Origin of the sequence: Flavobacterium cutihirudinis (genome assembly GCF_003385895.1) — a bacterium.
Taxonomy (GTDB): Bacteria; Bacteroidota; Bacteroidia; order Flavobacteriales; family Flavobacteriaceae; genus Flavobacterium; species Flavobacterium cutihirudinis.
On record NZ_QRDQ01000009.1, the window covers coordinates 147325 to 171960 of the forward strand.

General features: G+C 35.3%; 15 protein-coding genes. 6 read left to right on the plus strand and 9 right to left on the minus strand.

The window, feature by feature from the left end; translation table 11 throughout:
* Window positions 1–18: 18 nt before the first annotated feature.
* Both ppk1 and BD847_RS11690 read right to left on the minus strand, forming a co-directional pair.
* Window positions 19–2097 carry a polyphosphate kinase 1 gene (gene ppk1 / locus BD847_RS11685; protein WP_115888464.1) on the minus strand — a complete coding sequence of 693 codons (2079 nt, stop codon included), beginning with the start codon at window positions 2095–2097 and terminating at the stop codon, window positions 19–21.
* Between the two features lie 5 nt (window positions 2098–2102).
* Window positions 2103–2588, minus strand: a complete 486-nt coding sequence (locus BD847_RS11690) for a SixA phosphatase family protein (RefSeq protein WP_115888465.1) — start codon at window positions 2586–2588, stop codon at window positions 2103–2105.
* Between the two features lie 498 nt (window positions 2589–3086).
* On the opposite strand from BD847_RS11690, the gene BD847_RS11695 reads away from it, so the two are divergent.
* The 4 genes from BD847_RS11695 (at window position 3087) to BD847_RS11710 (ending at window position 17059) form a co-directional block, all read left to right on the plus strand.
* Window positions 3087–3743 carry a COG1470 family protein gene (locus tag BD847_RS11695; protein WP_115888466.1) on the plus strand — a complete coding sequence of 219 codons (657 nt, stop codon included), beginning with the start codon at window positions 3087–3089 and terminating at the stop codon, window positions 3741–3743.
* A 33-nt stretch (window positions 3744–3776) separates the two neighbouring features.
* Window positions 3777–14039 carry an HYR-like domain-containing protein gene (locus tag BD847_RS11700; RefSeq protein ID WP_115888467.1) on the plus strand — a complete coding sequence of 3421 codons (10263 nt, stop codon included), beginning with the start codon at window positions 3777–3779 and terminating at the stop codon, window positions 14037–14039.
* Between the two features lie 153 nt (window positions 14040–14192).
* Entirely contained in the window at window positions 14193–15110 is a 918-nt protein-coding gene (locus tag BD847_RS11705) for a PorP/SprF family type IX secretion system membrane protein (protein ID WP_115888468.1), read from the plus strand.
* Between the two features lie 11 nt (window positions 15111–15121).
* Window positions 15122–17059, plus strand: a complete 1938-nt coding sequence (locus tag BD847_RS11710; protein ID WP_115889005.1) for an OmpA family protein — start codon at window positions 15122–15124, stop codon at window positions 17057–17059.
* Window positions 17060–17181: 122 nt separating this feature from the next.
* On the opposite strand, the gene BD847_RS11715 is transcribed toward BD847_RS11710, so the two are convergent.
* The 6 genes from BD847_RS11715 to pyrR all read right to left on the minus strand — a co-directional run bounded on the left by BD847_RS11715 (window position 17182) and on the right by pyrR (window position 21736).
* Window positions 17182–17685, minus strand: a complete 504-nt coding sequence (locus BD847_RS11715; protein ID WP_167443855.1) for a CAP domain-containing protein — start codon at window positions 17683–17685, stop codon at window positions 17182–17184.
* Window positions 17686–17860: 175 nt separating this feature from the next.
* Window positions 17861–18505 (minus strand): pyridoxamine 5'-phosphate oxidase, encoded by a 645-nt coding sequence (gene pdxH, locus BD847_RS11720; RefSeq protein ID WP_115888469.1) that lies wholly within the window; start codon window positions 18503–18505, stop codon window positions 17861–17863.
* 93 nt (window positions 18506–18598) lie between these two features.
* On the minus strand, window positions 18599–19504 hold the full coding sequence (locus BD847_RS11725) for a ribonuclease Z (protein ID WP_115888470.1): 906 nt from the start codon (window positions 19502–19504) through the stop codon (window positions 18599–18601).
* A 96-nt stretch (window positions 19505–19600) separates the two neighbouring features.
* The gene (locus BD847_RS11730; RefSeq protein ID WP_115888471.1) at window positions 19601–19933 is read right to left on the minus strand and encodes a ribonuclease Z; all 333 of its coding nucleotides are present in this window, start codon (window positions 19931–19933) and stop codon (window positions 19601–19603) included.
* Between the two features lie 227 nt (window positions 19934–20160).
* Entirely contained in the window at window positions 20161–21090 is a 930-nt protein-coding gene (locus BD847_RS11735) for an aspartate carbamoyltransferase catalytic subunit (protein ID WP_109194141.1), read from the minus strand.
* Window positions 21091–21196: 106 nt separating this feature from the next.
* Entirely contained in the window at window positions 21197–21736 is a 540-nt protein-coding gene (gene pyrR / locus BD847_RS11740; protein WP_115888472.1) for a bifunctional pyr operon transcriptional regulator/uracil phosphoribosyltransferase PyrR, read from the minus strand.
* Between the two features lie 201 nt (window positions 21737–21937).
* Between pyrR and BD847_RS11745 the strand changes: the two genes are divergently transcribed.
* Window positions 21938–22606 carry a hypothetical protein gene (locus BD847_RS11745; RefSeq protein ID WP_115888473.1) on the plus strand — a complete coding sequence of 223 codons (669 nt, stop codon included), beginning with the start codon at window positions 21938–21940 and terminating at the stop codon, window positions 22604–22606.
* 73 nt (window positions 22607–22679) lie between these two features.
* The gene (locus BD847_RS11750; RefSeq protein WP_115888474.1) at window positions 22680–23336 is read left to right on the plus strand and encodes a class I SAM-dependent DNA methyltransferase; all 657 of its coding nucleotides are present in this window, start codon (window positions 22680–22682) and stop codon (window positions 23334–23336) included.
* Window positions 23337–23374: 38 nt separating this feature from the next.
* Here BD847_RS11750 and BD847_RS11755 read toward each other — a convergent pair whose 3' ends face one another.
* Window positions 23375–24562, minus strand: a complete 1188-nt coding sequence (locus BD847_RS11755) for a glycoside hydrolase family 27 protein (RefSeq protein ID WP_244201593.1) — start codon at window positions 24560–24562, stop codon at window positions 23375–23377.
* Between the last annotated feature and the right edge of the window lie 74 nt (window positions 24563–24636).

Below are 24636 nucleotides of genomic sequence, written 5' to 3' on the forward strand. Positions count from 1 at the left end.
TTTGAAATTGTTTTTTAATTAATTTATTTTTTGCGGAACCGCTTCACTTACCTCAATCTTTTTTTGGTAATATTTATAGGTTTCAAATTGCGCTCTAAATGGGGCATGATGATTTCGAGGCTTGTATTTATTATCTAATTTATATGAATGATATCTTACTTTAACATTTCCTTTCCAAGCGATATTAAAATTATCAATCAGTTCTTTTTTGATTTCTAAGTCGTAAATCGGACAAGTAACTTCAACTCTTCCGTCAAGATTTCGAGTCATAAAATCGGCTGACGAAATATATACTTCGGTTAAACCGGCATTTCCAAAAATATAAACTCTTGAATGCTCTAAATAGTTATCGACAATACTTATTGCTTCTATATTTTCGCTCATTCCCGGAATCCCTGGAATTAGAGAGCAAATCCCTCTTACTTGTAGCTGAATTTTTACTCCGGCATTACTGGCTTCGTATAGTTTATCAATCATTTTAAAATCAGATAAACTATTCATTTTTAATTTAATATGCGTTTTTCTTCCGGCCAGAGCATGCAAAATTTCGCGATCAATTAGTTTTATAAACTTAGTTCGGGTATAATGTGGAGATACAATTAAATGTTTGTATCGATGCACTCTATAATTGATATCAAAAAATTCGAATATTTTTGATGTGTCTTTTAAAATTCCCTGATGACAGGTAAACAGCGTAACATCTGTGTAGATTTTTGCTGTCGATTCATTGAAGTTTCCAGTTGAGATAAATCCGTAACGACGTGTTTTTCCTTCTTCGAGTCTTTCAATTACACATATTTTACTGTGAACTTTCAAGCCTTTAATTCCAAAAATAAGCTCGATTCCTTCCGTCTGCATTTGTTCCGCATACGAAATATTACTGGCTTCGTCAAAACGCGCCTGAAGTTCAATTTGAACTACTACTTTTTTACCATTTTTAGCAGCATTTATAAGCGAACTAATAATTTGCGAATTTTTTGCCAAACGATACAGCGTAATTTTAATACTTGTAACTTTTGGATCTAAAGCCGCTTCACGCAGGAATTTCGTTAAATACGAAAAAGACTGATAAGGCGCGTGAACCAAATAATCTTTTTTATTAATTTTCTCTAAAATACTGCCATCTAAACTTAAACCTGGAACTGGCAAAGGCTCATTTGGTTTGTACAATAAATCATATCGTCCCAAGTTTGGAAAATCCATATAATCACGACGATTATGATATCTTCCGCCTGGAATGATACTATCTGTTTCTACAATTTTCATTTTTTCCAAAAAGAATTGCAGCGTATCTTCTTCAATTAAATTGTCATAAATAAAGCGCACCGGTTCGCCTATACGACGGTCTTTTACAGAATTGGAGATTTTTTCGAGCATACTTTTACTCAAATCACTGTCAATATCCAACTGTGCATCGCGCGTAATTTTGATCATATGTGCCGAAATACTTTTAGAATCAAAAATATTGAAGATGTTTTTTAGTTTAAAACGAATTACATCATCAATAAGAATAACATATTGTTTATCATCATCCGAAGGAAGTACCACAAATCTGTTGATATTTTTCGGAATCTCAATCAAAGCATAACGAACCTCATCATTTGCAAGCTCTAAACGAACGGCCAAATAACCCAAAGTATCTTTTAAAACCGGAAAAACTGCCAAATCATTCAAAATAATAGTAACCAACTCCGGACTCAATTTTTGTGTAAAAAAGTCTTTTAAGAAACATTCCTGTTTTGGAGTAATTTGAGTTTCGTTTATAATAAAGATATTTTCAGCTTCCAGTTCGGCTTCAATATTTCCTAGAATACGTAAGCTCTCCGACTGCTGCTGAATAACTATTTCTGTAATATCCTTAATTAATTGATGGGCAGAAATACCGCCTAAATACTTTTCGCCAGAAATACCAGAAAGGCTCAATCTTCGAATTGCAGCATACCGAACTCTGAAAAACTCATCTAAATTGTTTGAAAAAATTCCAACAAAACGCAGTCTGTCTAAAAGTGGCACTGTGTTGTCTGCTGCTTCCTGAAGCACTCTTGCATTAAACGCTAACCAACTTTTTTCTCTATCGATATATTTCTGTTCGTACACTTTATTTATTTTAAATCTTTGGGGAAAATTGTTTTATGTGTCTTGCCTTTATTGAGAGCATCCCAACTCTCTGAATCAAATTGCAGGGAAACAAAACCTGAAGTCGGAACATTTTCTATAAAAACATCCCCAAATTTATTAACAAAATTTGTAATAGCCTCGTTATGTCCAAAAAGAATAACGCTATCGAAACTATTATCACACGATTTGATAACTTTTTCGAGCTGTCGTTCATCAAAAGTATAAAGTTCATCTTTGAAAATGATGCTTTCTATAGGATAAGAAATATTTTGAGCAAAAATAAGAGCCGTTTCTGAAGCGCGTGCGGCACTGCTACTCCAAATTATATAGGTTTTTGGAAGGTATTTTGAAATATTTGAAGACACATCATGCGCATCTAATATACCTCTTTTCATTAAAGGTCTGTCAAAATCTTTTAGAGGTGCTTCCCAGCTTGATTTTGCGTGTCGAATTAAGATTAAGTTTTTCATAAAAAGAGATTTTTAAAATAAATGCACTGCGTCAAACTTTTTTCTAAGTTCTAATTTACAAAAGAATTTTTAATCCTTCCCACTTTTTTATAACTGTTAACATTTAACTAAAATTTTAACAAGAATTCATAATCCTCAAAATTTTAACAATCCAGAAAAATCATGATTTGAGTTTTTACAAATTGTGTACTTCATCTATTAAAACAATCATTTCGTCGATATTTTACAAATAGATAAAATTTTAACTAAATAATTGATTATTAGTTATTTACAAAGATTCAAAAGATGCATTTTTGACGAAATAAGGAAGAAAAATGAAGAATAAAATTTGCTAAAACGGACTAAAAAAGCATTTTTTTTAGACAATATTTTGCTAAAAAAGAGTAGTTGAACGAGTTTTTAGGTTAGTTACAGACAAAAAAATTTAATTACAAAAACTCTAATATAATTTTGATTATGTTAAAATTTCATAAATACCACAAAACTAAATCTTAAAATATGAAAACTAAATCTACTCTTGAAAAAGCAGTAAAATTTGTTACCAATTGTAAGATTATTTTTTCGCAAAGAAAAAATATCTTTCAGAAGAGCTTTTTTGGTCTGCTTTGTTTTTTAATTACCTCAATTGCATATTCGCAATCTGGTTCGTGTAATTCTGAAATAACCATTGACGGAGAAAATCAACAAAAGTACAATGGTTCTGAAGTTTCGTTTTTACTACAAGTTAAAAACACTGGAACGAATACTGATACCTATCAATTGTCTGCCGAGAACTTTTCAAGTTTTGCAGAAAATCCTGACGGAAGCGCAACAACCAACAATGTTTTATTAAACAATAGACTGGAGAGCAAAAATAATGGTCCTCAGAATAAAACAATTACGCTTGCTCCAGGAGAAGTTGCGGAATTTTATGTAAAACTAAGCTTAGTCGATATTTCAAAGCTCGATCAATGGAATGGAACTTCGGTGACCGTAACTTCTACGACTTGCCCAGGAAGTAAAAGCCAAACTATTCTACATACATTCATACCTCCAAAAAAGACCAAAGGAGTTGGTTTTTATAAGCCCATATTAGATTTAAAAGATATAATAACTCCCAAAACAACAAATATTTCTTTACTACATCATGTAGCTGTATCTCGTTTTTACTGTTAGTCAAAACATTATATCAATATTAAAATTTTTAATATGAAAAACTTTACTTTCAAAAACAGAATAAAAATCCTTCTAAGTTTTATATTAAGTACTTTGTTTCTTAATGTTTATGGCGGAGAAGGTAGTAAACAAACAACTACTAGCACGAGCAATAGGGCATCACTTTGCATAAACAGTAATGAATATGGAAATTTTGCAAGATATGGTTCTACAGATGTGCAGCGATTGTATATTAGAATTCAAAATCCAAGTTCTGAAAAAGTATACTTAGGTTTTAGTAGAGCCCGAAGATCATCACCAACTGGAGATGAAATTACGTCAAGATTTAGAATCATAGATCCAAACGGAAATGTTGCATTTGCAAATTATGATTTGAATGGAACTACATCAAATATAACAGGTACCGAAGCCCAACGTCTTTCAAGAGCCCAAAGCGGCCCAGTGGGAGTTGATGGTGTTACTTCATCTACAGGTTATACTCCTATTGTTTTTACTCCAAATGCTGCAATGGGTGCCGGTGATTACTACATTGAATTCCAATCAACTAACGACACTAGTGACCAAATTTTTTATAATTACTACGACATTACTGTTGCAAATAGTTCAAACAATTCAATTCCCGGACGTATTTATTCAAAACGTTGGGCTTTTGCCATGGATAATGTTACCACCAATTTCAATGGTGCTTTCTATGTTTTTGCTCCTGACAACGGATCTACTACCGGAGCTACAACTCAAAATGGTTTTGTAAATAAAATCAATTTTAATGGTGCAGGTTTTAGACCATGGTACTTCAATGTTGCCTTTAATAATACAGGTCCTGGAACTTCAGGAAATACTGCAAACGATCAAAAAAGTGTTTACAATGCTTCTGATGCAACAAAAATGAGTCCGAAATATGAGGTTTTCTTAAACGATCCTGATATAAACATTTGGAAAAACGGAACCTATGATGGTAATATAAAAATCAATGGAATCACAAATTGCGGAATTGGCGAAAGTAATATCAACATAAGCGTTAATAAAAGCGGAACTGTTGAAATTCTCCTTGATTTTGACGGAGGTGATGGTGTTTTTACTGCAGGAACCAAAGACGTTTTGACTACACAAAGTGTTTCAGGATCGGGAGCGCCACCATATGCGGTAAGTGTTCCCTGGGATGGAAAAGATGGACTAGGAAATATAATAGCGCAAGGCACATCGATACCCATAGTTGTTTCATTCGGGCAGGCTGCTTTCCATTTTCCGATGTATGATGTAGAGGAAAATCAAAATGGTTTTTCATGTACAGTTGTACGACCAGCTGCGCCAGCCGGATATGTTTTAAAGTTTTATTGGGATGACAGATCTATTACTTACAATAGTGGTACTTTTGATGCAAAATTAAATCTTACGGGATGTACACCTAACAATACTCCTCCTGGTAATTGCCACAGATGGAGTGGTTTTGATAGCAATAACAATGATGATCCACAATATGGTAATATGAATACCATAAATACGTGGTGGTATGCTAATAGAGACTTTGTAAGAGCAAATATTGTTTTACCTCCATTTTATACAGTTGCGCTGGACACTAAAACCGACGTAAAATGTTTTGGAGGTAGTGATGGTACAATTAAAATAAAAGTCACCAACGGAACTGCTCCTTACAAATATTATATAAACGGACAAACGACTGAAAATACTTTACTGAGTTTAGCCGCCGGAACTTATAATATCAAAGTGGTGGATGCAAATGGCTGTTCTGCAAATGTAAATGGGGTAGTAATTGGTCAACCAACAGTTTTATCTCCTTCCATTACTTCTCCAACTCATGTAAATTGTTTCGGAGGTAATACCGGATCTGCGACTGTGACTGTAACTGGAGGAACTTCTCCATATACGTATTCATGGTCTCCATCTGGTGGAACTGGAGCTACCGCAAGTAATCTTACAGCTGGTACTTATACCGTAACTGTCACAGATGCTAACTCTTGTACAAAAACGGCAAGTGTCACAATAAATCAACCTACGGCAGCCTTATCTGCTTCCATTACTTCTCCAACTCATGTAAATTGTTTCGGAGGAAATACCGGATCTGCGACTGTGACTGTTAGTGGAGGAACTGCTCCATATACGTATTCATGGTCTCCATCTGGTGGAACTGGAGCTACTGCAAGCAATCTTACAGCGGGAACTTATACCGTTACCGTTAAAGATGCAAACAATTGTACTACAACTGCAACTGTTAAGATAAATCAACCGGATGCGGCCTTATCTGCTTCCATTACTTCTCCAACTCATGTAGCTTGTTTCGGAGGAAATACTGGATCTGCAACTGTGTCCGTAACTGGAGGAACTTCTCCATATACCTATTCATGGTCTCCATCTGGTGGAACTGGAGCTACTGCAAGCAATCTTTTAGCGGGAACTTATACGGTTACAGTTAAAGATGCAAACAATTGTACTACAACTGCAACTGTTAAGATAAATCAACCGGATGAAGCCTTATCAGCTTCCATTACTTCTCCAACGCATGTAGCTTGTTTCGGAGGTAATACCGGATCTGCGACTGTGACTATAACTGGAGGAACTTCTCCATATACCTATTCATGGTCTCCATCAGGAGGAACTGGAGCTACTGCAAGTAATCTTTTAGCAGGAACTTATACTGTTACCGTTAAAGATGCAAACAATTGTACTACAACTGCAACTGTTAAGATAAATCAACCGGATGCGGCCTTATCTGCTTCCATTACTTCTCCAACTCATGTAGCTTGTTTCGGAGGAAATACTGGATCTGCAACTGTGTCCGTAACTGGAGGAACTTCTCCATATACCTATTCATGGTCTCCATCTGGTGGAACTGGAGCTACTGCAAGCAATCTTTTAGCGGGAACTTATACTGTTACAGTTAAAGATGCAAACAATTGTACTACAACTGCAACTGTTAAAATAAATCAACCAGATGAAGCCTTATCAGCTTCCATTACTTCTCCAACGCATGTAGCTTGTTTCGGAGGTAATACGGGATCTGCGACTGTGACTGTAACTGGAGGAACTTCTCCATATACCTATTCATGGTCTCCATCTGGTGGAACTGGAGCTACTGCAAGCAATCTTTTAGCGGGAACTTATACAGTTACAGTTAAAGATGCAAACAATTGTACTACAACTGCAACTGTTAAAATAAATCAACCAGATGAAGCCTTATCAGCTTCCATTACTTCTCCAACGCATGTAGCTTGTTTCGGAGGCAATACCGGATCTGCGACTGTGACTGTAACTGGAGGAACTTCTCCATATACCTATTCATGGTCTCCATCTGGTGGAACTGGAGCTACTGCAAGCAATCTTACAGCGGGAACTTATACCGTTACCGTTAAAGATGCAAACAATTGTACTACAACTGCAACTGTTAAGATAAATCAACCGGATGCAGCCTTATCTGCTTCCATTACTTCTCCAACTCATGTAAATTGTTTCGGAGGAAATACCGGATCTGCGACTGTGTCCGTAACTGGAGGAACTTCTCCATATACCTATTCATGGTCTCCATCTGGTGGAACTGGAGCTACCGCAAGCAATCTTTTAGCGGGAACTTATACGGTTACAGTTAAAGATACAAACAATTGTACTACAACTGCAACTGTTAAAATAAATCAACCAGATGCAGCCTTATCAGCAACAAAATCGCAAGTTAATCCAAGTTGTGGTGGTGCTACTACTGGAACTGCAAGTGTTGAAGTTTCAGGCGGAACAAGTCCATACACTTACTTATGGAATACGGTTCCTGCACAAACTGGAGCAACAGCTACTGGTCTAAAAGCTGGAAACTATTCGGTGACAATAACTGATCATTTAGGATGTAGCATTACTGAACATTTCGAAATCATTGATGGAGATTCTATCATACCGGTTATTGATCCTCTTCCTGCAACTTCTACAATTAATTGTCCTGCAGTTCCTGTGTTCGAGCAAGCGACTGCAAGCGACCTTAACGGAACTATTTCTTCTTTAACTTATGAAGACGAAGTAATTCCTGGTCAATGCGAAGGGGCTTATACTAAAATAAGAACTTGGTACGCTAAAGATGCTTGTGGAAACGAAGCGGTTCCTGTAAGTCAAACAATTATTGTACAAGACAATACAGCTCCGACTTGGACTACAATGGAAGGTTCTTTAAATAAAACTGTAGAATGTAGTGATGAAGAGGCTTTAGCTGCTGCTCAGGCTTTATATCCAGCCGCATCTGATGCTTGTGATTCTGATGTTACTAACATTATAAAAGATAGTGGCCGATTTGTTGCTATTGAAGGTTGTGGAAATGCTGGAACTTACACCAACACTTGGACTGTAACTGATGCTTGTGGAAATATCTCTGAGACTTTCACACAGGTAATTACAATTCAAGATACTAAAGCGCCAACTTGGAAAACAGAAGATGGATCTTTAGACCAAACTGTAGAATGCAGCGATACTGAAACTTTAGATGCAGCTCAGGCATTGATCCCAACTGCTATTGATTCATGCGACACTGATGTTTCTAACATTAAAAAAGTCAGCGGAAAATTTGAAGCTTCTGAAGGTTGCACAAATGCAGGAACTTACACCAACACTTGGACTGTAACTGACGATTGTGGAAATACTTCTGGAACTTTCACTCAAATAATCACAGTTCGTGATACTAAAGCACCAACTTGGGAAACTGAAGCTGGATCTTTAGACCAAACTGTAGAATGTAGTGATGAAGAGGCTTTAGCTGCAGCTCAGACTTTATATCCAGCCGCATCTGATGCTTGTGATTCTGATGTTACTAATATTATAAAAGTCAGCGGAAAATTTGAAGCTTCTGAAGGTTGTACAAATGCAGGAACTTATACCAATACATGGACAGTAATTGATGATTGCGGAAATACTTCTGAAACTTTCACGCAAGTGATCACAATCAAAGATTCTACAGCTCCAACTTGGGATACAAAAGAAGGCGAACTTAACGTTACTTTACAATGTAGCGATACTGAAGGTCTTAATAACGCTCAGAATCTATCGCCAATTGCAAAAGACAATTGTGATTCTGATATAAAATATACGAAAACAAGCGGTGAATTACAAAGAGGCGCTTGTGGAAGTACAGGAACTTACACTAATACTTGGGTAGCAGAAGATAATTGTGGAAATACCTCAACTGTCTTTACTCAAACAATTACTATTCAAGACACTGCAGCTCCAAAATGGATAACTGTGGCCGGATCTTTAAATGAGAAATTAGAGTGTAGTGATACTGCAGGATTAGAAGCAGCGCAAAACCGTGCTCCTGAAGCAACAGCAAATTGTACAATAGTTACTTATGAAAAAATAAGCGGTCCGTTTGTTCGTTCTGAAGGTTGTGCAAATGCCGGAACTTATACAAACAGCTGGATTGCAAAAGACGATTGTGGTAATGTAACAGAAAGTTTTATTCAGGTAATTACTATTGAAGATACTACGGCTCCAACTTGGCAAACTGAAACTGCTTCTCTAAACAGAACAGTAGAATGTAGCAACACAGAAGAATTGGATTCAGCGCAAGCTTTATTCCCAACTGCTTTTGATGCTTGCGATACTGATGTAACTAACATTACTAAAACAAGCGGTGAGTTTATTCGTTCTGAAGGATGCGCAAATGCTGGAACTTACACTAACAGATGGACAGTAACTGATGATTGCGGAAATACTTCAGCAGAATTTGTTCAGGTAATTACTATTCAGGATACTACGGCTCCAACTTGGCAAACTGAAACTGCTTCTTTAGACAAAACTATAGAATGCAGCAATGCAGAAGAATTGGATTCAGCGCAAGCTTTATTCCCAACTGCTTTTGATGCTTGCGATACTGATGTAACTAACATTACGAAAGTAAGCGGCGAGTTTATGGCTACTGAAGGATGCGCAAACGCTGGAACGTATACCAATAGATGGACTGTAACTGATGATTGTGGAAATACTTCAGCAGAATTTGTTCAGGTAATCACTATTCAGGATACTACGGCTCCAATTTGGCAAACTGAAACTGCTTCTCTAAACAGAACAGTAGAATGCAGCAATGCAGAAGATTTGGCTTCAGCGCAAGCTTTATTCCCAACTGCTTTTGATTCTTGCGATACTGATGTAACAAATATTACTAAAACAAGCGGTGAGTTTATTCGTTCTGAAGGTTGTGCAAACGCTGGAACGTACACCAATAGATGGACAGTAACTGATGATTGCGGAAATACTTCAGCAGAATTTGTTCAGGTAATCACTATTCAGGATACTACGGCTCCAATTTGGCAAACTGAAACTGCTTCTTTAGACAAAACTATAGAATGCAGCAATGCAGAAGAATTGGCTTCAGCGCAAGCTTTATTCCCAACTGCTTTTGATTCTTGCGATACTGATGTAACAAATATTACAAAAGTAAGCGGTGAGTTTATGGCTACTGAAGGTTGTGCAAACGCTGGAACGTATACCAATAAATGGACTGTAACTGATGATTGTGGAAATACTTCAGCAGAATTTGTTCAGGTAATCACAATCAAAGATACTACTGCTCCAACTTGGTCAACAGAAACAGGTTCTCTAAACAGAACAGTAGAATGCAGTAACAGCGAAGATTTAGGTTCAGCTCAGGCTTTATTCCCAACTGCTTCTGACTCTTGTGATACTGATGTAACTAACATAACTAAAGTAAGCGGCGAGTTTGTTGCTTCTGAAGGTTGTGCAAACACCGGAACTTACACCAATACATGGACTGTAACTGATGATTGTGGAAATACTTCTGAAACTTTCACGCAAGTAATTACTATTCAAGACACTACGGCTCCTACATTTGCAGGAGAACTTCCTGGTGATATTACAGTTTCTTGTGATGCTGTTCCAGAAGCTGCTAATGCTCAAGTTTCTGACAATTGCAACGGGGATTTACCTGTAGTTTACACTGAAGTTAAGAGCGACATTAGAAACGAATGCGGAACTGAATATACTTTAACACGCACATGGACTACAAGTGATTGTGGTGGAAATACAGTTTCTCATACTCAAATCATTACAGTAAGAGATACTACTCCTCCAACAGGAACTGCTCCTGCAGATGTTGCTGGCTTACAAAATGCAGCAGACATTCCGGCGGCAAATCCTGCTGATGTAACAGATGCTTCTGATAATTGCGGAGGACCTGTAAACATTACTGTTAGTGACTCTAACAATGGTGGCAGTGGATGCGACGGAAATGCATACATCGTAACCAGAACCTATACTTTAACTGACTGTGCAGGTAATAAAACTGAATTAGTACAAACATTCACAGTTGAGAACAAAGTGTCTGTATCTGGAGTTGCTTCAAATGTAACTTGTCTTGATGGAACTGATGGTTCAATTACAGTAACTAGCAGCCCTGGCGCAACCGTTGTAATTACAAATGCTAATAATGAGGTTGTTGGAAATACAAATTTACCAGCAGGTACTTATACACTGACAGCTACGTCACCAGTAAATGCCGAAGGACAAACTTGTACTGCAACTGCAACTGTAACAATAACTCAGCCTAATTATAAAGTTAAAGTATCTGGACAAGTTATTAATGTAGATACTAATACTCCTATTGCAAATGTACCAGTTACCTTGATTCCACAAGGTAGTACACCTGGTCCGATCTTAATTCGTATTACGAATGCAGATGGTCAATATACCTTCTCTGGAATGGTTGCAGGAGATTATTTAGTTCAGGTTCAAGATGCTAATTTAAATAGTGCTTACCAATTATATCCTGTAGATTCAAGCTTGTTCTTTACAACACTTGAAGAATGTAAATTCCAGGTTCACGATTTCTTATACGGAAAATCAAACTTACCTGTTTTAGGAGATTATGTTTGGTATGACACTAACAATAACGGAATTCAGGATGAATGGTACGATGCAAACAATGATGGTGTTGTAACTAAAAACATTCCTGACAGCGAAGGCGCTATCGACTATAGCCTTTGGGAATGGATTGACTTTAATGGAGACGGAAGCTATACTGGTCCTATGAATGCTGGAGAATTAAATGCCGGTGGATTTGGAAATGCTTTAAGTTCTAATGTTATTGTTGATGGTCCAAATGGATACCATGATGAAGTAATTGTAGGTATTCAAGGATTCTGGAGAAACAGACCTGAAAGTGAAAATCCTTATGGCGAATACACTGTAAAACTTGTTAAAGATGCGAACTTTAATGCTGCTGCAGCTGCTTTAGGAGCAACTGGATTAGTAAAAGTTTTACCAACAACATCCGCCGATAAGAAAACTACAGCTAAAACAGCTAAAACACAAATGCATACCGTTTGTACCACTACAAGTGCGGAAGGATATGTGGTTAATGTTACACCTGAAGATTTAGTTCATTTGGATATTGACTTTGGCGTAAGCTGTAAAGAAGTACAAGATATTGTTGCGAATGATGACAACGGAGGACCTTTCCCTGGTGTAAATCATACAACTCCAAATGTATTGAATGTACTAACAAATGATACGCTTGAAGGACAACCGGTAACAGCTTCTGAGGTTATTATTACAACGGTAACACCAAATGAGTTTTTACAACTAAACCCTGATGGTTCAGTAGACATCTTACCAAATGCTCCTGCAGGAACATTAACAATGGTATACCAAATTTGTGAAGCAGATGAAACTTCAAATTGTGATACAGCAACTGTAACAATTACAATTGAAGCACCTGTAATGACAGTAACTGCAACACCAACTTGTGTTAACGATGTACCTTACCTTGATTATGCTGTAACAGATACAAACTTTACTCCAGTAGATGGCGTAACGATTACCTGGGCAGACAGCAACAACAATGTAATTACAACAATGACCGGTTTACCACTTAGCGGACGAGTATTATGGCCAGGAGCTGTAGTAGATGAGGCCGGAAATGGTATCGACTGGCCAGGGTGGGTATTCCAGGATAACAAATGGATTCAGGCTCCAGACGGATTTGAAACACTTCGCCCAACAGCGACCTTGACTATCTCCGTTAATCCAAGTCAAACGATAGTTGTAAATTATCCACCTGCTGATCCTTTCTGTATCGCAAGACCAACATTTGCCATAGTAGCTAATGATGATTCTGCCGGACCGATTCCAAGTGGCACAGGTGCAACAAATGTATTAAATGTATATCCTAATGATACATTAAACGGAGATCCGGTTAACCCAAGTGATGTCACTTTGACTACCGTAACTCCTGATCCTACGGGAGCATTAACACTAAATCCTGATGGATCTGTAGATGTGAAAGTCGGAACAGTAGGAGGTACATATACATTGACTTATCAAATTTGTGAAAATGCTGATTTTGGAAACTGTGATACTGCAATTGTAACCGTAGTTGTAGTAGATCCTGCTCCACCTACTCCAGTTGCTGCAAATGATGACCTTTACAATAACATTGGTTGCAACACATTTGGATTAGTAGGAAATGTTTTAAGCAATGATCTTAAAGGAAATGTTCCAGCTACGCTAGAATTAGTTAACTTTACCTTACTGACTGGAAATCAAAACAGTATAACAGATCCAAATATTACAGTTGATACTGCTGGAAATGTAACTGTTGCGAGTTTAACTCCAGCTGGAACTTATACTTATTCGTATCAAATTTGTGATAAGCTAAGCCCTGATAACTGCGATACTGCAACAATCACCATTGTTGTGAATCCAGTTCCTGAAACACGTGTTCTTAGTACAGCATGTACAGATGATTCAACATTAGTTGACTTACTTGCACTGCTTCCTGCTGAAACGCCTCGAACAGGAACCTGGGTTGATGTAAACAACAGTAATGCATTACAGGGTAATAATGTAAACCCACGTGGACTTGCTCTTGGCTTATACATCTTCGAATACAGAATAAGTGATGCAAATTGCCCGAGAACAGTTGCCGTACACATGACTATAAATAATGATTGTCAAGTATTGGCTTGTGAAAACATACTAGTGCATAATGCTTTCTCTCCAAATGGAGATCAATTCAACGATGTGTTTGTGATTGATGGCATTGATGATGTGACTTGTTATCCTGAAAATACTGTCGAAATCTATAACCGTTGGGGAATATTAGTATTTGAAACTACTAATTACAACAATGTGACAAATAATTTTGACGGAACTTCAAGAGGACGAACTACTGTTAAACAATCCGATGGATTACCAACAGGTACCTACTACTACATTGTTACTTACAAATCATTAGACGGAAATAATGTAATTCAAAATAACAAAAAAGACGGATACCTCTATCTTTCAAAATAACAAAAGCTGTAAATAGTTGATGTACATTTTACTGTACATCAACTTACTACAGCAAAGAGCAGAAAATCATTAATTGTAAAAAACAATACCGATTTTTTGAGAGGATTCATTAATAAAAATCAATAGTAATAATTGAAATAATAAATATCTACTATGAGAACAAAATTATTTTACTTCGTCATTCTGTTTGTCAGTATTGCAAGTCATGCGCAACAAGATGCCCAATATACGCAATATATGTACAACACAATAAACATAAATCCTGCATACGCAGGTTCTCGTGGAGTCTTGAGCATTTTTGGATTGTATCGTACGCAATGGGTAGGTCTGGATGGTGCGCCGGAAACGAGCAGTTTCTCAGTAAACACACCAATAAACAATAGCAGACTTGGTGTAGGTGCTTCACTCGTTAATGATAAAATTGGACCAACAAATGAAAATAACATATCTGTAGATCTATCGTATACTATACAAACTTCAGCAGATTTTAAACTTTCATTTGGTATTAAAGGGACAGCCAATATCTTCAATTTAGATGTAAGCAAATTAAATCCGGACGACGCTGGAGATCCTCAATTTCAGGATTTGGATAATAAATTCACTCCAAATGTTGGAGCCGGAGTTTACTGGCATTCTGATAAAGCTTATGTTGGTTTATCAGTTCCTAATTTCATCGAAACAAATCGCTACGACGATAATGACGTAGCCATTTACAAAGACAAAATAAATTATTATTTAATGGCCGGTTATGTATTTGATCTTGACAAGTATCAATATTATAAATTCAAACCCGCTATTTTGACAAAAATGGTTGAAGGAGCACCGCTTCAGGTTGATATCTCTGCCAACTTCATGTTCTACGATAAATTTATGCTTGGTGTGGCTTACAGATGGAGTGCGTCTTTAAGCGCAATGGTTGGATTTCAAATCACCGACGGACTTTATTTAGGTTACGGTTACGATCGTGAAACAACGAACTTAAATAACTATAACTCAGGATCTCATGAGATATTCCTGCGTTACGAATTCTTCAAAAACACTGGTAAAATTACTACTCCACGTTTCTTCTAAAAATGATTATTATGAAAAATTATATTTTCCTTTGCCTAACATTAGTAATTGGATTTTCATTTGACAGTTATTCGCAGCAATCAAAGATAAATAACGCGGATAAAAAATATAACAACTACGCTTATGTTGACGCAATAAAGACCTACGAAAAAGTAGCTGAAAAAGGATATAAGTCGGAAGACATGTTCAAAAAACTGGGTAATTCGTACTACTTTAATTCAGATTTTGAAGGAGCGGCCAAATGGTACGGTGAATTATTTGCAATGAACTCTGAAATTGAACCTGAGTATTATTACAGATATGCTCAGTCGCTAAAATCAATTGGAGATACTTCTAAAGCAAATAAGATTCTTGACGAATTTAATGCCAAAAATAAAAATGATAACAGAGCCAAACTTTACAAAGAAGATGTAAATTATCTTGATCAGATTAAAGCCAATTCCGGAAGATACAAAATTCAGGATGCAGGAATTAATACCAAATATTCAGATTACGGTTCATTTGTAAGCAACAATAAATTGTACTTCGCCTCTGCAAGAGATACGGGAAATTTTTCTCAGCGAAAACACAAATGGACAAACGAATATTTTACCAATCTTTATTTTGCAGATATTGATGCTGAAACCAATACAACATCAAAAGTAAGTAAAATCAAAAACGTTCTGAATACGAAGTTTCATGATGCATCGCCAGCTTTCACTAAAGATGGAAAAACGATCTACTTTACAAGAAACAATTACATTGATGGAAAAAAAGGAAAAGATGACAATAAAATTACTTTAGTAAAAATTTATAAAGCCACATTAGTAAATGATCAATGGACCAATGTAACGGCGCTTCCTTTTACAAGTGACAACTATAGTACGGCTCATCCTGCTCTAAGTCCTGATGAAAAAACTTTATATTTCGCCTCTGATATGCCGGGTACAATTGGACAATCAGACATTTACAAAGTAAGTATTAATTCTGACGGAAGCTTTGGAACACCAGAAAATTTAGGAAAAACTATAAATACTGAAGGAAAAGAGACATTTCCGTATGTGACAAGCGAAAATGAGATTTACTTTGCCTCAGACGGACATCCTGGTCTTGGCGGGTTAGATGTTTTTGTTGGTGAATTTGACCGACATGGAAAAGTCGCTAATATTCAGAATCTTGGTGCCGATATCAATTCACCAAAAGATGATTTCGCCTACATTATTGATCCAACAACCAGACAAGGGTTCTTCAGTTCAAATAAAGACGGTGGCTTAGGTTCAGATGATATTTATACATTCTTAGAAACCAGACGACTAAAATGCATCCAACAACTGTACGGAACAGTCACAGATGTCGTAACAAACGATATTTTACCTGGTACAAAAGTTACATTGTATGAAAATCAAGATATCTTAGAAACCGTTATTGCAGACGGTTCAGGAAATTATGTTCTTCCTGTAGAATGCGGAAAAACATACAATGTTAGAGCTGAAAAAGAAAATTACGAAACCAAAGAAGTAAGTGTAACAATAGACAAAACAACTGGTAAAACAGAATTGCCTATTGCCCTTACTAAAAACAAATGTCGTGTTACAGTTGGTGACGATTTAGGAAAATGCTTTGGTATAAAAATGATTTATTTCGATTTGGATAAATCAAACATCAGACCTGAAGCAGCAATTGATTTAGAAAAAATATTGGCTGTAATGAAGGATTATCCATCTATGAAAATTGATATCCGTTCTCACACAGATAGTAGAGCGACACATCAATACAATGAAGGTTTATCTGACCGAAGAGCAAAATCTACTATTAAATGGTTAATTAGCAACGGAATTGATAAAAACCGTTTAACAGGAAAAGGATATGGAGAAACACAACTTGTAAACAGATGTGCCGACGATGTACCTTGTACAGAAGAAGAACATCAAATGAACAGAAGAAGTGAATTTATAATTACTGCACTTTAGTTAATTACACAATACTAGTAAGTAAAGCTGTCTTTCGGGACAGCTTTTTTTTTTTGCAAAAAAAAATCGCTGTAACCTTACAAATTACAACGACCTAAAACCAACCAGTCTTAAATTATATTTTAAATTTTCGCAAAAATATTTGTGTAATATTTTTTACCAGTTTCAGCATCTGTTGTAACTGACAAACCAAAATGAGTATAATTCCCTTCAATATTTTCTTTATGACCAGGACTTTCTAACCATGCTTTTAAAGCTGCTTCTGGAGTTTTGTAATTGTAGGCTACATTTTCTCCCACCTTTGAAGCACCAAGTACCTCAATAATATTGTCAGAACGCATTACAAAATCATTATGATTGACAACTTTATTTGCAATCATGTATTCGTTGTGCTCTTCACATTTGGCAGAAATATGGTTGATTCGTTGTAATGTATTCAAGCCTATACTAAGGCGATAATCATTAATCAATTGCATGGTTTGCAACTCCGACTCATTGTAATTGTAGTCTACTATCAGAGTTTCTGTTGAGCCGTTATCAACAGCTCCTTCTGCGGTGTCAGCAGAACATGCGTTCATTGCAATAACCATTGCAATGAACAACATGGCGCGCATTATCTTCTTCATAATCAACAGTAGTTTAATGCTTAAAGTAAATGTTGGGGCAAATCCTTTAATATTTTTATAATCGAATAAATCGTTTCACTTTTCTTATGTCAAACGTATTCAAATTATCGTTAAACTACAAAATTAATCGATGAACTACACTTAAATTTTATTTTATAAAATAATTTTCTTACAACTATGAAGATAATCTTTCAATCTTCCAGGAGAAATCTGATTGGCTGGTGTATCGAATTCTGTCATGAAGTCGGTTTGGTCTTCCTTGCCAAAATTCTACCTGTAAAGGAGTTACCAAAAAACCTCCCCAATTTTCAGGACGCGGAATTGCTTTTCCTTCAAATTCTGTTTCGAGTTTCTTTAAGTTTTCTTCTAAAAAAGCACGAGAAGGAATCACTTCACTTTGATGCGAAACAATAGCACCAAGCTTACTTCCTTCCGGACGGGAATCAAAATAATTATCAGAAATGATTTCAGAAGTTTTCTGTGCAATACCTTTAATAATTACCTGACGTTCCATTTCCTGCCAGAAGAAAGACAAACAAACATTTGGATTGTTGGCAATCGCTTTCCCTTTTTCAGAATTGTAATTGGTATAAAATATAAAACCTTCTTCAGAGAATTTCTTCAGTAAAACGACACGCGATTTAGGGAAACCGTCTAATCCAATTGTCGAAACCGTCATCGCATTTACTTCTCCGCTTCCGCCAAAATCTTCCATCTCATGAAACCAACAGTTAAAAAGATTAATTGGATCTTCTGGAATATTGGTTTCCAATAATTCACTTTTCTCGTAAGACTTTCTATAATTACTTAAATCATTCATTTTTTTAGATTTTTAGACTTCTTAGATATTAGACTTCTTAGATTCTCATTGAAGCTCACTTTAGTACTTTCGACTTATGACTTTAAGACTTATTTAAAACTCGAAACTCAAACCGTCATCCGCTAAAAACACATTCGGAAAAACTTCTTCCGCTTCTTGTTTAAAACGCTCTAAACCATCATAACGTGTTGAGTAATGCCCTAAAACTAATTGTTTAACATTTGCTTTTAAGGCAATTCTTGCTGCTTCTTTTGCTGTTGAATGCAATGTTTTTTGTGCCAAAGCTGATTCAGATTCTAAAAAAGTAGATTCATGGTACAAAACATCCACATTTTCAATAATCGGGATTATGGCTTCGTGATAAACAGTATCTGAGCAAAAAGCATAACTTTTTGTTGGTGCAGGATCAAAAGTAAGTTTCTCGTTTTCTATAATTGTACCGTTATCCAGCTTGATATCGCCTCCATTTTTTATCTTTTGGTAATAAGCTACGTGAATATCGTATTCCTGAACAGCTTCAATATTTAGCTTTCTTTCATCCGGTTTTTCCTGAAAAAGATAACCATTAGTATAAACACGATGTTTCAGCGGAATTGTTCTTACTATAACTTTCTTATCCTCAAAAACAACTTCACTTTCTTTTGACTCCAATTCATGGAAGAATAGATTATAAGTTGTCCAGGATTCTGTCAGCTTTAATTGTAACAAGATAAGTTCTTTAATTCCCTTTGGACCATAAACATGCAAATCTGTAGTTCTTCCCAAAAGGGAAAAAGTCGAAATAGTTCCGATTAATCCATACAAATGATCACCATGAAGATGGGAAATAAAAATGTGATTAATTTTTGAGAATTTAATCTTATTCTTCCGAAGCTGTACCTGAGTTCCTTCTCCACAGTCAATCAAAAACAATCTGTTTTTAATTTCTAAAACCTGCGAAGTTGGGTTGGTAATTGTTCTGGGCGTTGCGGCATAACAGCCAAGTATCGTTAATTTCAATTTTATTGTTTATTCGTTTATTTGGTAAATCGTTTAATCGTCTAAAATTAAATCAAATCGATTAAACGGTTAAGCGAATAAACAATTAAACCAATTTTAAAACCCCAGATCTCTTTCAATTTCTTCCATCTCGATAATATCGTGTGCTTCCAAAAGAGAAGGAACTACAACTAATTTATCTGAAATAGCGTTAAAATCAAGATCAGAAGCCACAATTACAAATGATTTTTTTGCTTTTTTCTGTTGTTTTGAAAGTGCTAAAAAAAGTTTCAAATCATTCTCAGTCAAAGCAGTATCCAATGAAAGATCGATTATAATATTATGTTTTTCAAAGGTTTTAATTTGTTGCGTTACTTTGTCCAAGAACGAATTTACATCTCCTTGAGTATCCTTAATCGTAACGGTATGTCCTTTTTGATCTACTTTCATTTTATAATTTATGGGACTTATATTTTATGAAGCTAATGTACGAAGTTTTTTTGTTATTTGTTTCAAGTTTCAAGTTTGTCAGGCTGAGCGTCCCGAGAATTCAGGAGAAGCCCACGTTTGCAAAGCAAGTTCTGTTTATAAAAGCACTTCTCCCGAATTCTCGGGACGCTCAGTGCGACACTCATTTCAAAACTGAAAATTGCGACCGCGACTGAAAACTTAAAAAACTATTGCTGAATCTTAGACGCCAATAAATAAATAACGGCCATTCTAATCGCAACTCCATTCTCCACCTGATTTAAAATCACAGAATGATCAGAATCAGCCACTTCAGAAGTAATCTCTACTCCTCTATTGATTGGTCCCGGGTGCATGATTACGATTTCTTTTCCAAGAGAATCCAAAAGCGGTTTATCGACTCCGTATTGTTGTGCGTACTCGCGCGTTGACGGGAAGAAATTCACATCCATACGTTCGTTTTGTACACGAAGCATATTCGCAACGTCACACCATTCTAATGCTTTTCTTAAATTTGGTTCAACCGTAACACCAAGTGATTCAATATATCTCGGAATCAATGTTTTTGGTCCGCAAACTTTAACTTCAGCGCCTTGCATCTGCAAAGCATATATGTTGGATAAGGCAACTCTCGAATGCAGAATATCACCTACAATAACTACTTTTTTTCCGGCAACGTCTCCCAGTTTTTCTCTGATCGAATAACTATCTAATAAAGCCTGAGTTGGGTGTTCGTGTGCTCCGTCTCCAGCGTTTACGATGCTTGCTTTGACATTTTTAGATAAAAAATAAGCCGCTCCAGGATTGGAGTGGCGCATTACAACCATATCCACTTTCATCGAAAGGATATTGTTTACGGTATCAATAAGCGTCTCTCCTTTTTTAACTGATGACTGAGCTGCAGAAAAACTGATAACATCAGCAGATAAACGTTTCTGTGCTAATTCGAAAGAGAGTTTGGTTCTGGTACTGTTTTCGAAGAAAATGTTGGCAATGGTAATATCTCGTAATGAAGGAACTTTTTTAATTGGTCGGTTAATGACTTCTTTAAAATGATCTGCCGTTTCAAAAATCAGGTTGATATCATTCTCGTTGATATATTTTATTCCTAATAAATGATTTACGCTTAATTCTTTCATTTTTATTGTTTATTTGTTTATTCGTTGAATTGTTTAATCGTTTTTTTGTCAAATCGGTTAATCGGTTTTGCTACCGATTAAACAATTAACCGGTTAACCGATTAAACTAATTCGTTACTAAGTGAACAACATCTTCACCATCATTCTCTTTCCAGCTTACAATCACTTTTTCGCCATTAATAGCATCTACCTGACGGCCTCTATAGTCAGGCTGAATTGGTAAATGACGGCTAAAACGTCTGTCAATCAAGACCAATAATTCAATTTCTGAAGGTCTTCCAAAAGATTGAATAGCAGTTAGCGCAGAACGAATGCTTCTTCCGGTAAACAAAACATCATCGATAAAAATGACTTTTTTGTCTTCGACTATAAAATTGATTTGGGTTTTATTGGCTTCAAGCGGTTTTTCAGTACGACGGAAATCATCTCTAAAAAAGGTGATATCTAGATAACCTAAAGAAATTTCAGGAACCTTGTATTCGTCTTCTAATAATTGTTTTAAACGTTCCGCTAAAAAAACGCCTCTTGGCTGAATTCCAACTAAAATTGTATTAGAGAAATCAAGATGTTTTTCGATTAACTGACAAGCCAAACGATGGAGTATGATAGTAACTTCTTTAGAATTAAGTAATACTTTTTGACTCATAAGTAATTGTAATGTTTGGTTGGGCAAATATACGGAATATGAATTTATTTGTTGAGGTGTTGAGTGGGGAAATATTTTTTTTTAGTTTGGCAAAGAAATTTTGAAGTTGGGAAGTGATTTTTTTGACACCTTCTTACATTTAATATTTTAAGCCAATAAAATCATATTTTAGCAATTCCAAAAAATCAATATTTTTCAAATATGATCAATCGAAATCATTTAAAAGAATTTATAGAAACCAATAAAGAAGAAATCCTCATTGACTATAGGGATAAACTTTACAACAATTTACAAGAACTTATAAAAAAAGAAGAAAAACAAACACTGATTTTATTGATATTAGTTACTCTTTATTTCTTTGTAGATTACAAATCGTTATCCAATATTTCTCTAGGCATACTTACAATAACAAACCCAGAAAATTTAGTTATTCAACTAATACCAATACTTTTTTGTACATTATTATTCAATCTTTTTCGCATGGGAAGAGATAGACAAGATTTACATGAAAGTTTAAAACAAATTACCTCAAAATTAACAAGTAATCTAATTAATTCTGAATTAAAAGATGAACTATTAAACAACACTCTTTATAGATTATATCTTCCAAATTCAATTGGAAACTTTGCCTCTTCAATTACAGCTAGACAACCGATTATACTAACTTTTATTGGTTTTATATTATTGTTACCATTCTTCATAATAGGATTAGTCCCATTTTTCATAATTTTTTTAATGTTATCTAATTTGTGGCAAACACAAATTGAATCTACACCAGGAATAATTTCTTTTTCGATATCACTTTGGGTCTCGATTTCAATTATTTTTTTCTTTTTTATTCCTCAACAAGAAAACAATTTAAGTGTTTAAAAATAAGAAAACTATAAACTAATTTAAGAATTTAATCCGATCTAATAATATTTGATTATTCAATTAAAAATCAATGGATAAATACAAAGAAACTTTCGAAACCTGGAATAAAATCGCCAATCTCTATGAAGATAAGTTTATGAATTTAAGCTTATATAATGAGACATACGACTTCTTTTGCAACATTCTAAAACAGGAACAAATAAACATTTTTGAAATTGGCAGTGGACCAGGAAATATTACAAAATATTTACTATCCAAAAAGCCAAATCTAAAAATTACCGGCATTGACATTGCTCCAAAAATGATTGAATTGGCGAAAGCAAACAATCCTTCTGCCAACTTTGAAGTAATGGATACAAGAGAACTTAGTTCCTTAAATCAAAAATTTGATGCCATTATGTGCGGCTTTTGTTTGCCTTATTTATCCGAAGAAGATTGTTCTAAACTAATAAATGACTCTACAAAAATACTTTTAAATAACGGGATTTTATATTTAAGTTTTGTTGCCGGAAATCCTTCTCAATCTGGTTTTATTTCGGGAAGTACCGGCGATCGCACCTATTTTTATTATCATACTGAAGAAGACATACGCAATCAACTTTCTCAAAATAATTTTGACATCATTAAATTATTCGAAATAAATTATCCAAAAAGAGAAGATATAGAAATTCATAGTATAATAATTGCGAAGAAAATAGAACAATCAATTCAAAAACCGATTATATAACCCCATTCTGCAAGTTCTCTTTTTTTAATAAAAATATCTTATTCAGTACGCAAAACTACTATACCATGCTTGGGTATAGTAAAACTTACCTTCTTTCCTATCGCTCCTATTTTTTTACCTGACCATAAATCACGAATCTTCACTGATTTTTCGAGATTTACTAAATCTGATTTTAAAACAAAATTGTTTGCTTCTTCGCCGCGGTTCAAAATAGCAATTGCTTTTCCATCTTTACCTTTTTCTCCCAGCAATTTTTCCCAAACTTCAATATTTCCTTCTTTAAATATTCGTCTCGCCTGATAAAATCCTTTATCTTGGTTTAAAGCAATTACTTCTTTATTGATAAGAATACCAACAGTCTCTTTTGACATACTTCTTAAATCATTTCCTGCCAAAAGAGGAGAATTCAACATACACCACATCGAAAAATGACTTTTATCTTCTTCATAACTCATGCCTCTGCCAACCTGTAACATATCCATATCGTTGTAATGCCCAGGGGATGAATATTTATACAAATCAACATTCAAATCAATAATCTTGAGGATAGAAGAAAATTTATCATCAATGTCATACGATATTCTCCAAGAATTTGCTTTATCGATTGCCCATTGTCCCGGAAATTTCCATCGACACACATTAAAAACTATGGCTTCATTTTTTGCTTTTACTGTTTTTAAAATTTTTAGATATTCTGTTTTTTCATCCAAATTCATTTGCTCTCCGCCACACCAGTCCACTTTTAAAAAATCGCAGCCCCAGTCGTCAAAAAAAGTTTTACTATCCGCATCAAGATATCCGTACATACCAACACCAATGCCTTTTTTATCATTGTCATAAATAGATCCACAAGTATTTCTTCCTGCATCGCTGTATATTCCAGCTTTAAGTTTTTTGCTGTGAATGTAATCAACCAAAGTCTTCATTCCAGAAGGAAACTTTTGCGTATCAACAAAAAGATTACCTATTGAATCTCTTCCTCCAAAATAACCATCGTCTATATTTACATATCTATAACCGGCATCGTATAACCCAGAAGCAACCATAGCATCCGCCTGTTCCCGAATCATTTTTTCATCAATATGCACTCTAAAATTATTCCAGCTGCTCCAACCCATTATTGGCGGTTTAGCTTCCTGAGCAAAAAGAAAACCATTTATAAAAAAGACTACGATTAACGTGTTTATCGTTTTTCTTGAGATGGACATCAGCTTGTATAGTTTCATGCTTGTTGTGATATAAATAAAATTGAATAACTTTTTAAAAATAATATATTTCAATTTAATAAAATAAAAAAGGT

What these genes read in the sequence shown, in the direction of transcription:
- BD847_RS11745 (WP_115888473.1), top strand. Translation starts at nt 21,938, where the DNA reads ATGATCAATCGAAATCATTTAAAAGAATTTATAGAAACCAATAAAGAA.
- BD847_RS11735 (WP_109194141.1), bottom strand. Translation starts at nt 21,090, where the DNA reads ATGAAAGAATTAAGCGTAAATCATTTATTAGGAATAAAATATATCAAC.
- BD847_RS11695 (WP_115888466.1), top strand. Translation starts at nt 3,087, where the DNA reads ATGAAAACTAAATCTACTCTTGAAAAAGCAGTAAAATTTGTTACCAAT.
- BD847_RS11755 (WP_244201593.1), bottom strand. Translation starts at nt 24,562, where the DNA reads ATGAAACTATACAAGCTGATGTCCATCTCAAGAAAAACGATAAACACG.
- BD847_RS11700 (WP_115888467.1), top strand. Translation starts at nt 3,777, where the DNA reads ATGAAAAACTTTACTTTCAAAAACAGAATAAAAATCCTTCTAAGTTTT.
- pyrR (WP_115888472.1), bottom strand. Translation starts at nt 21,736, where the DNA reads ATGAGTCAAAAAGTATTACTTAATTCTAAAGAAGTTACTATCATACTC.
- BD847_RS11730 (WP_115888471.1), bottom strand. Translation starts at nt 19,933, where the DNA reads ATGAAAGTAGATCAAAAAGGACATACCGTTACGATTAAGGATACTCAA.
- BD847_RS11690 (WP_115888465.1), bottom strand. Translation starts at nt 2,588, where the DNA reads ATGAAAAACTTAATCTTAATTCGACACGCAAAATCAAGCTGGGAAGCA.
- BD847_RS11750 (WP_115888474.1), top strand. Translation starts at nt 22,680, where the DNA reads ATGGATAAATACAAAGAAACTTTCGAAACCTGGAATAAAATCGCCAAT.
- BD847_RS11705 (WP_115888468.1), top strand. Translation starts at nt 14,193, where the DNA reads ATGAGAACAAAATTATTTTACTTCGTCATTCTGTTTGTCAGTATTGCA.
- BD847_RS11710 (WP_115889005.1), top strand. Translation starts at nt 15,122, where the DNA reads ATGAAAAATTATATTTTCCTTTGCCTAACATTAGTAATTGGATTTTCA.
- pdxH (WP_115888469.1), bottom strand. Translation starts at nt 18,505, where the DNA reads ATGAATGATTTAAGTAATTATAGAAAGTCTTACGAGAAAAGTGAATTA.
- BD847_RS11715 (WP_167443855.1), bottom strand. Translation starts at nt 17,685, where the DNA reads ATGAAGAAGATAATGCGCGCCATGTTGTTCATTGCAATGGTTATTGCA.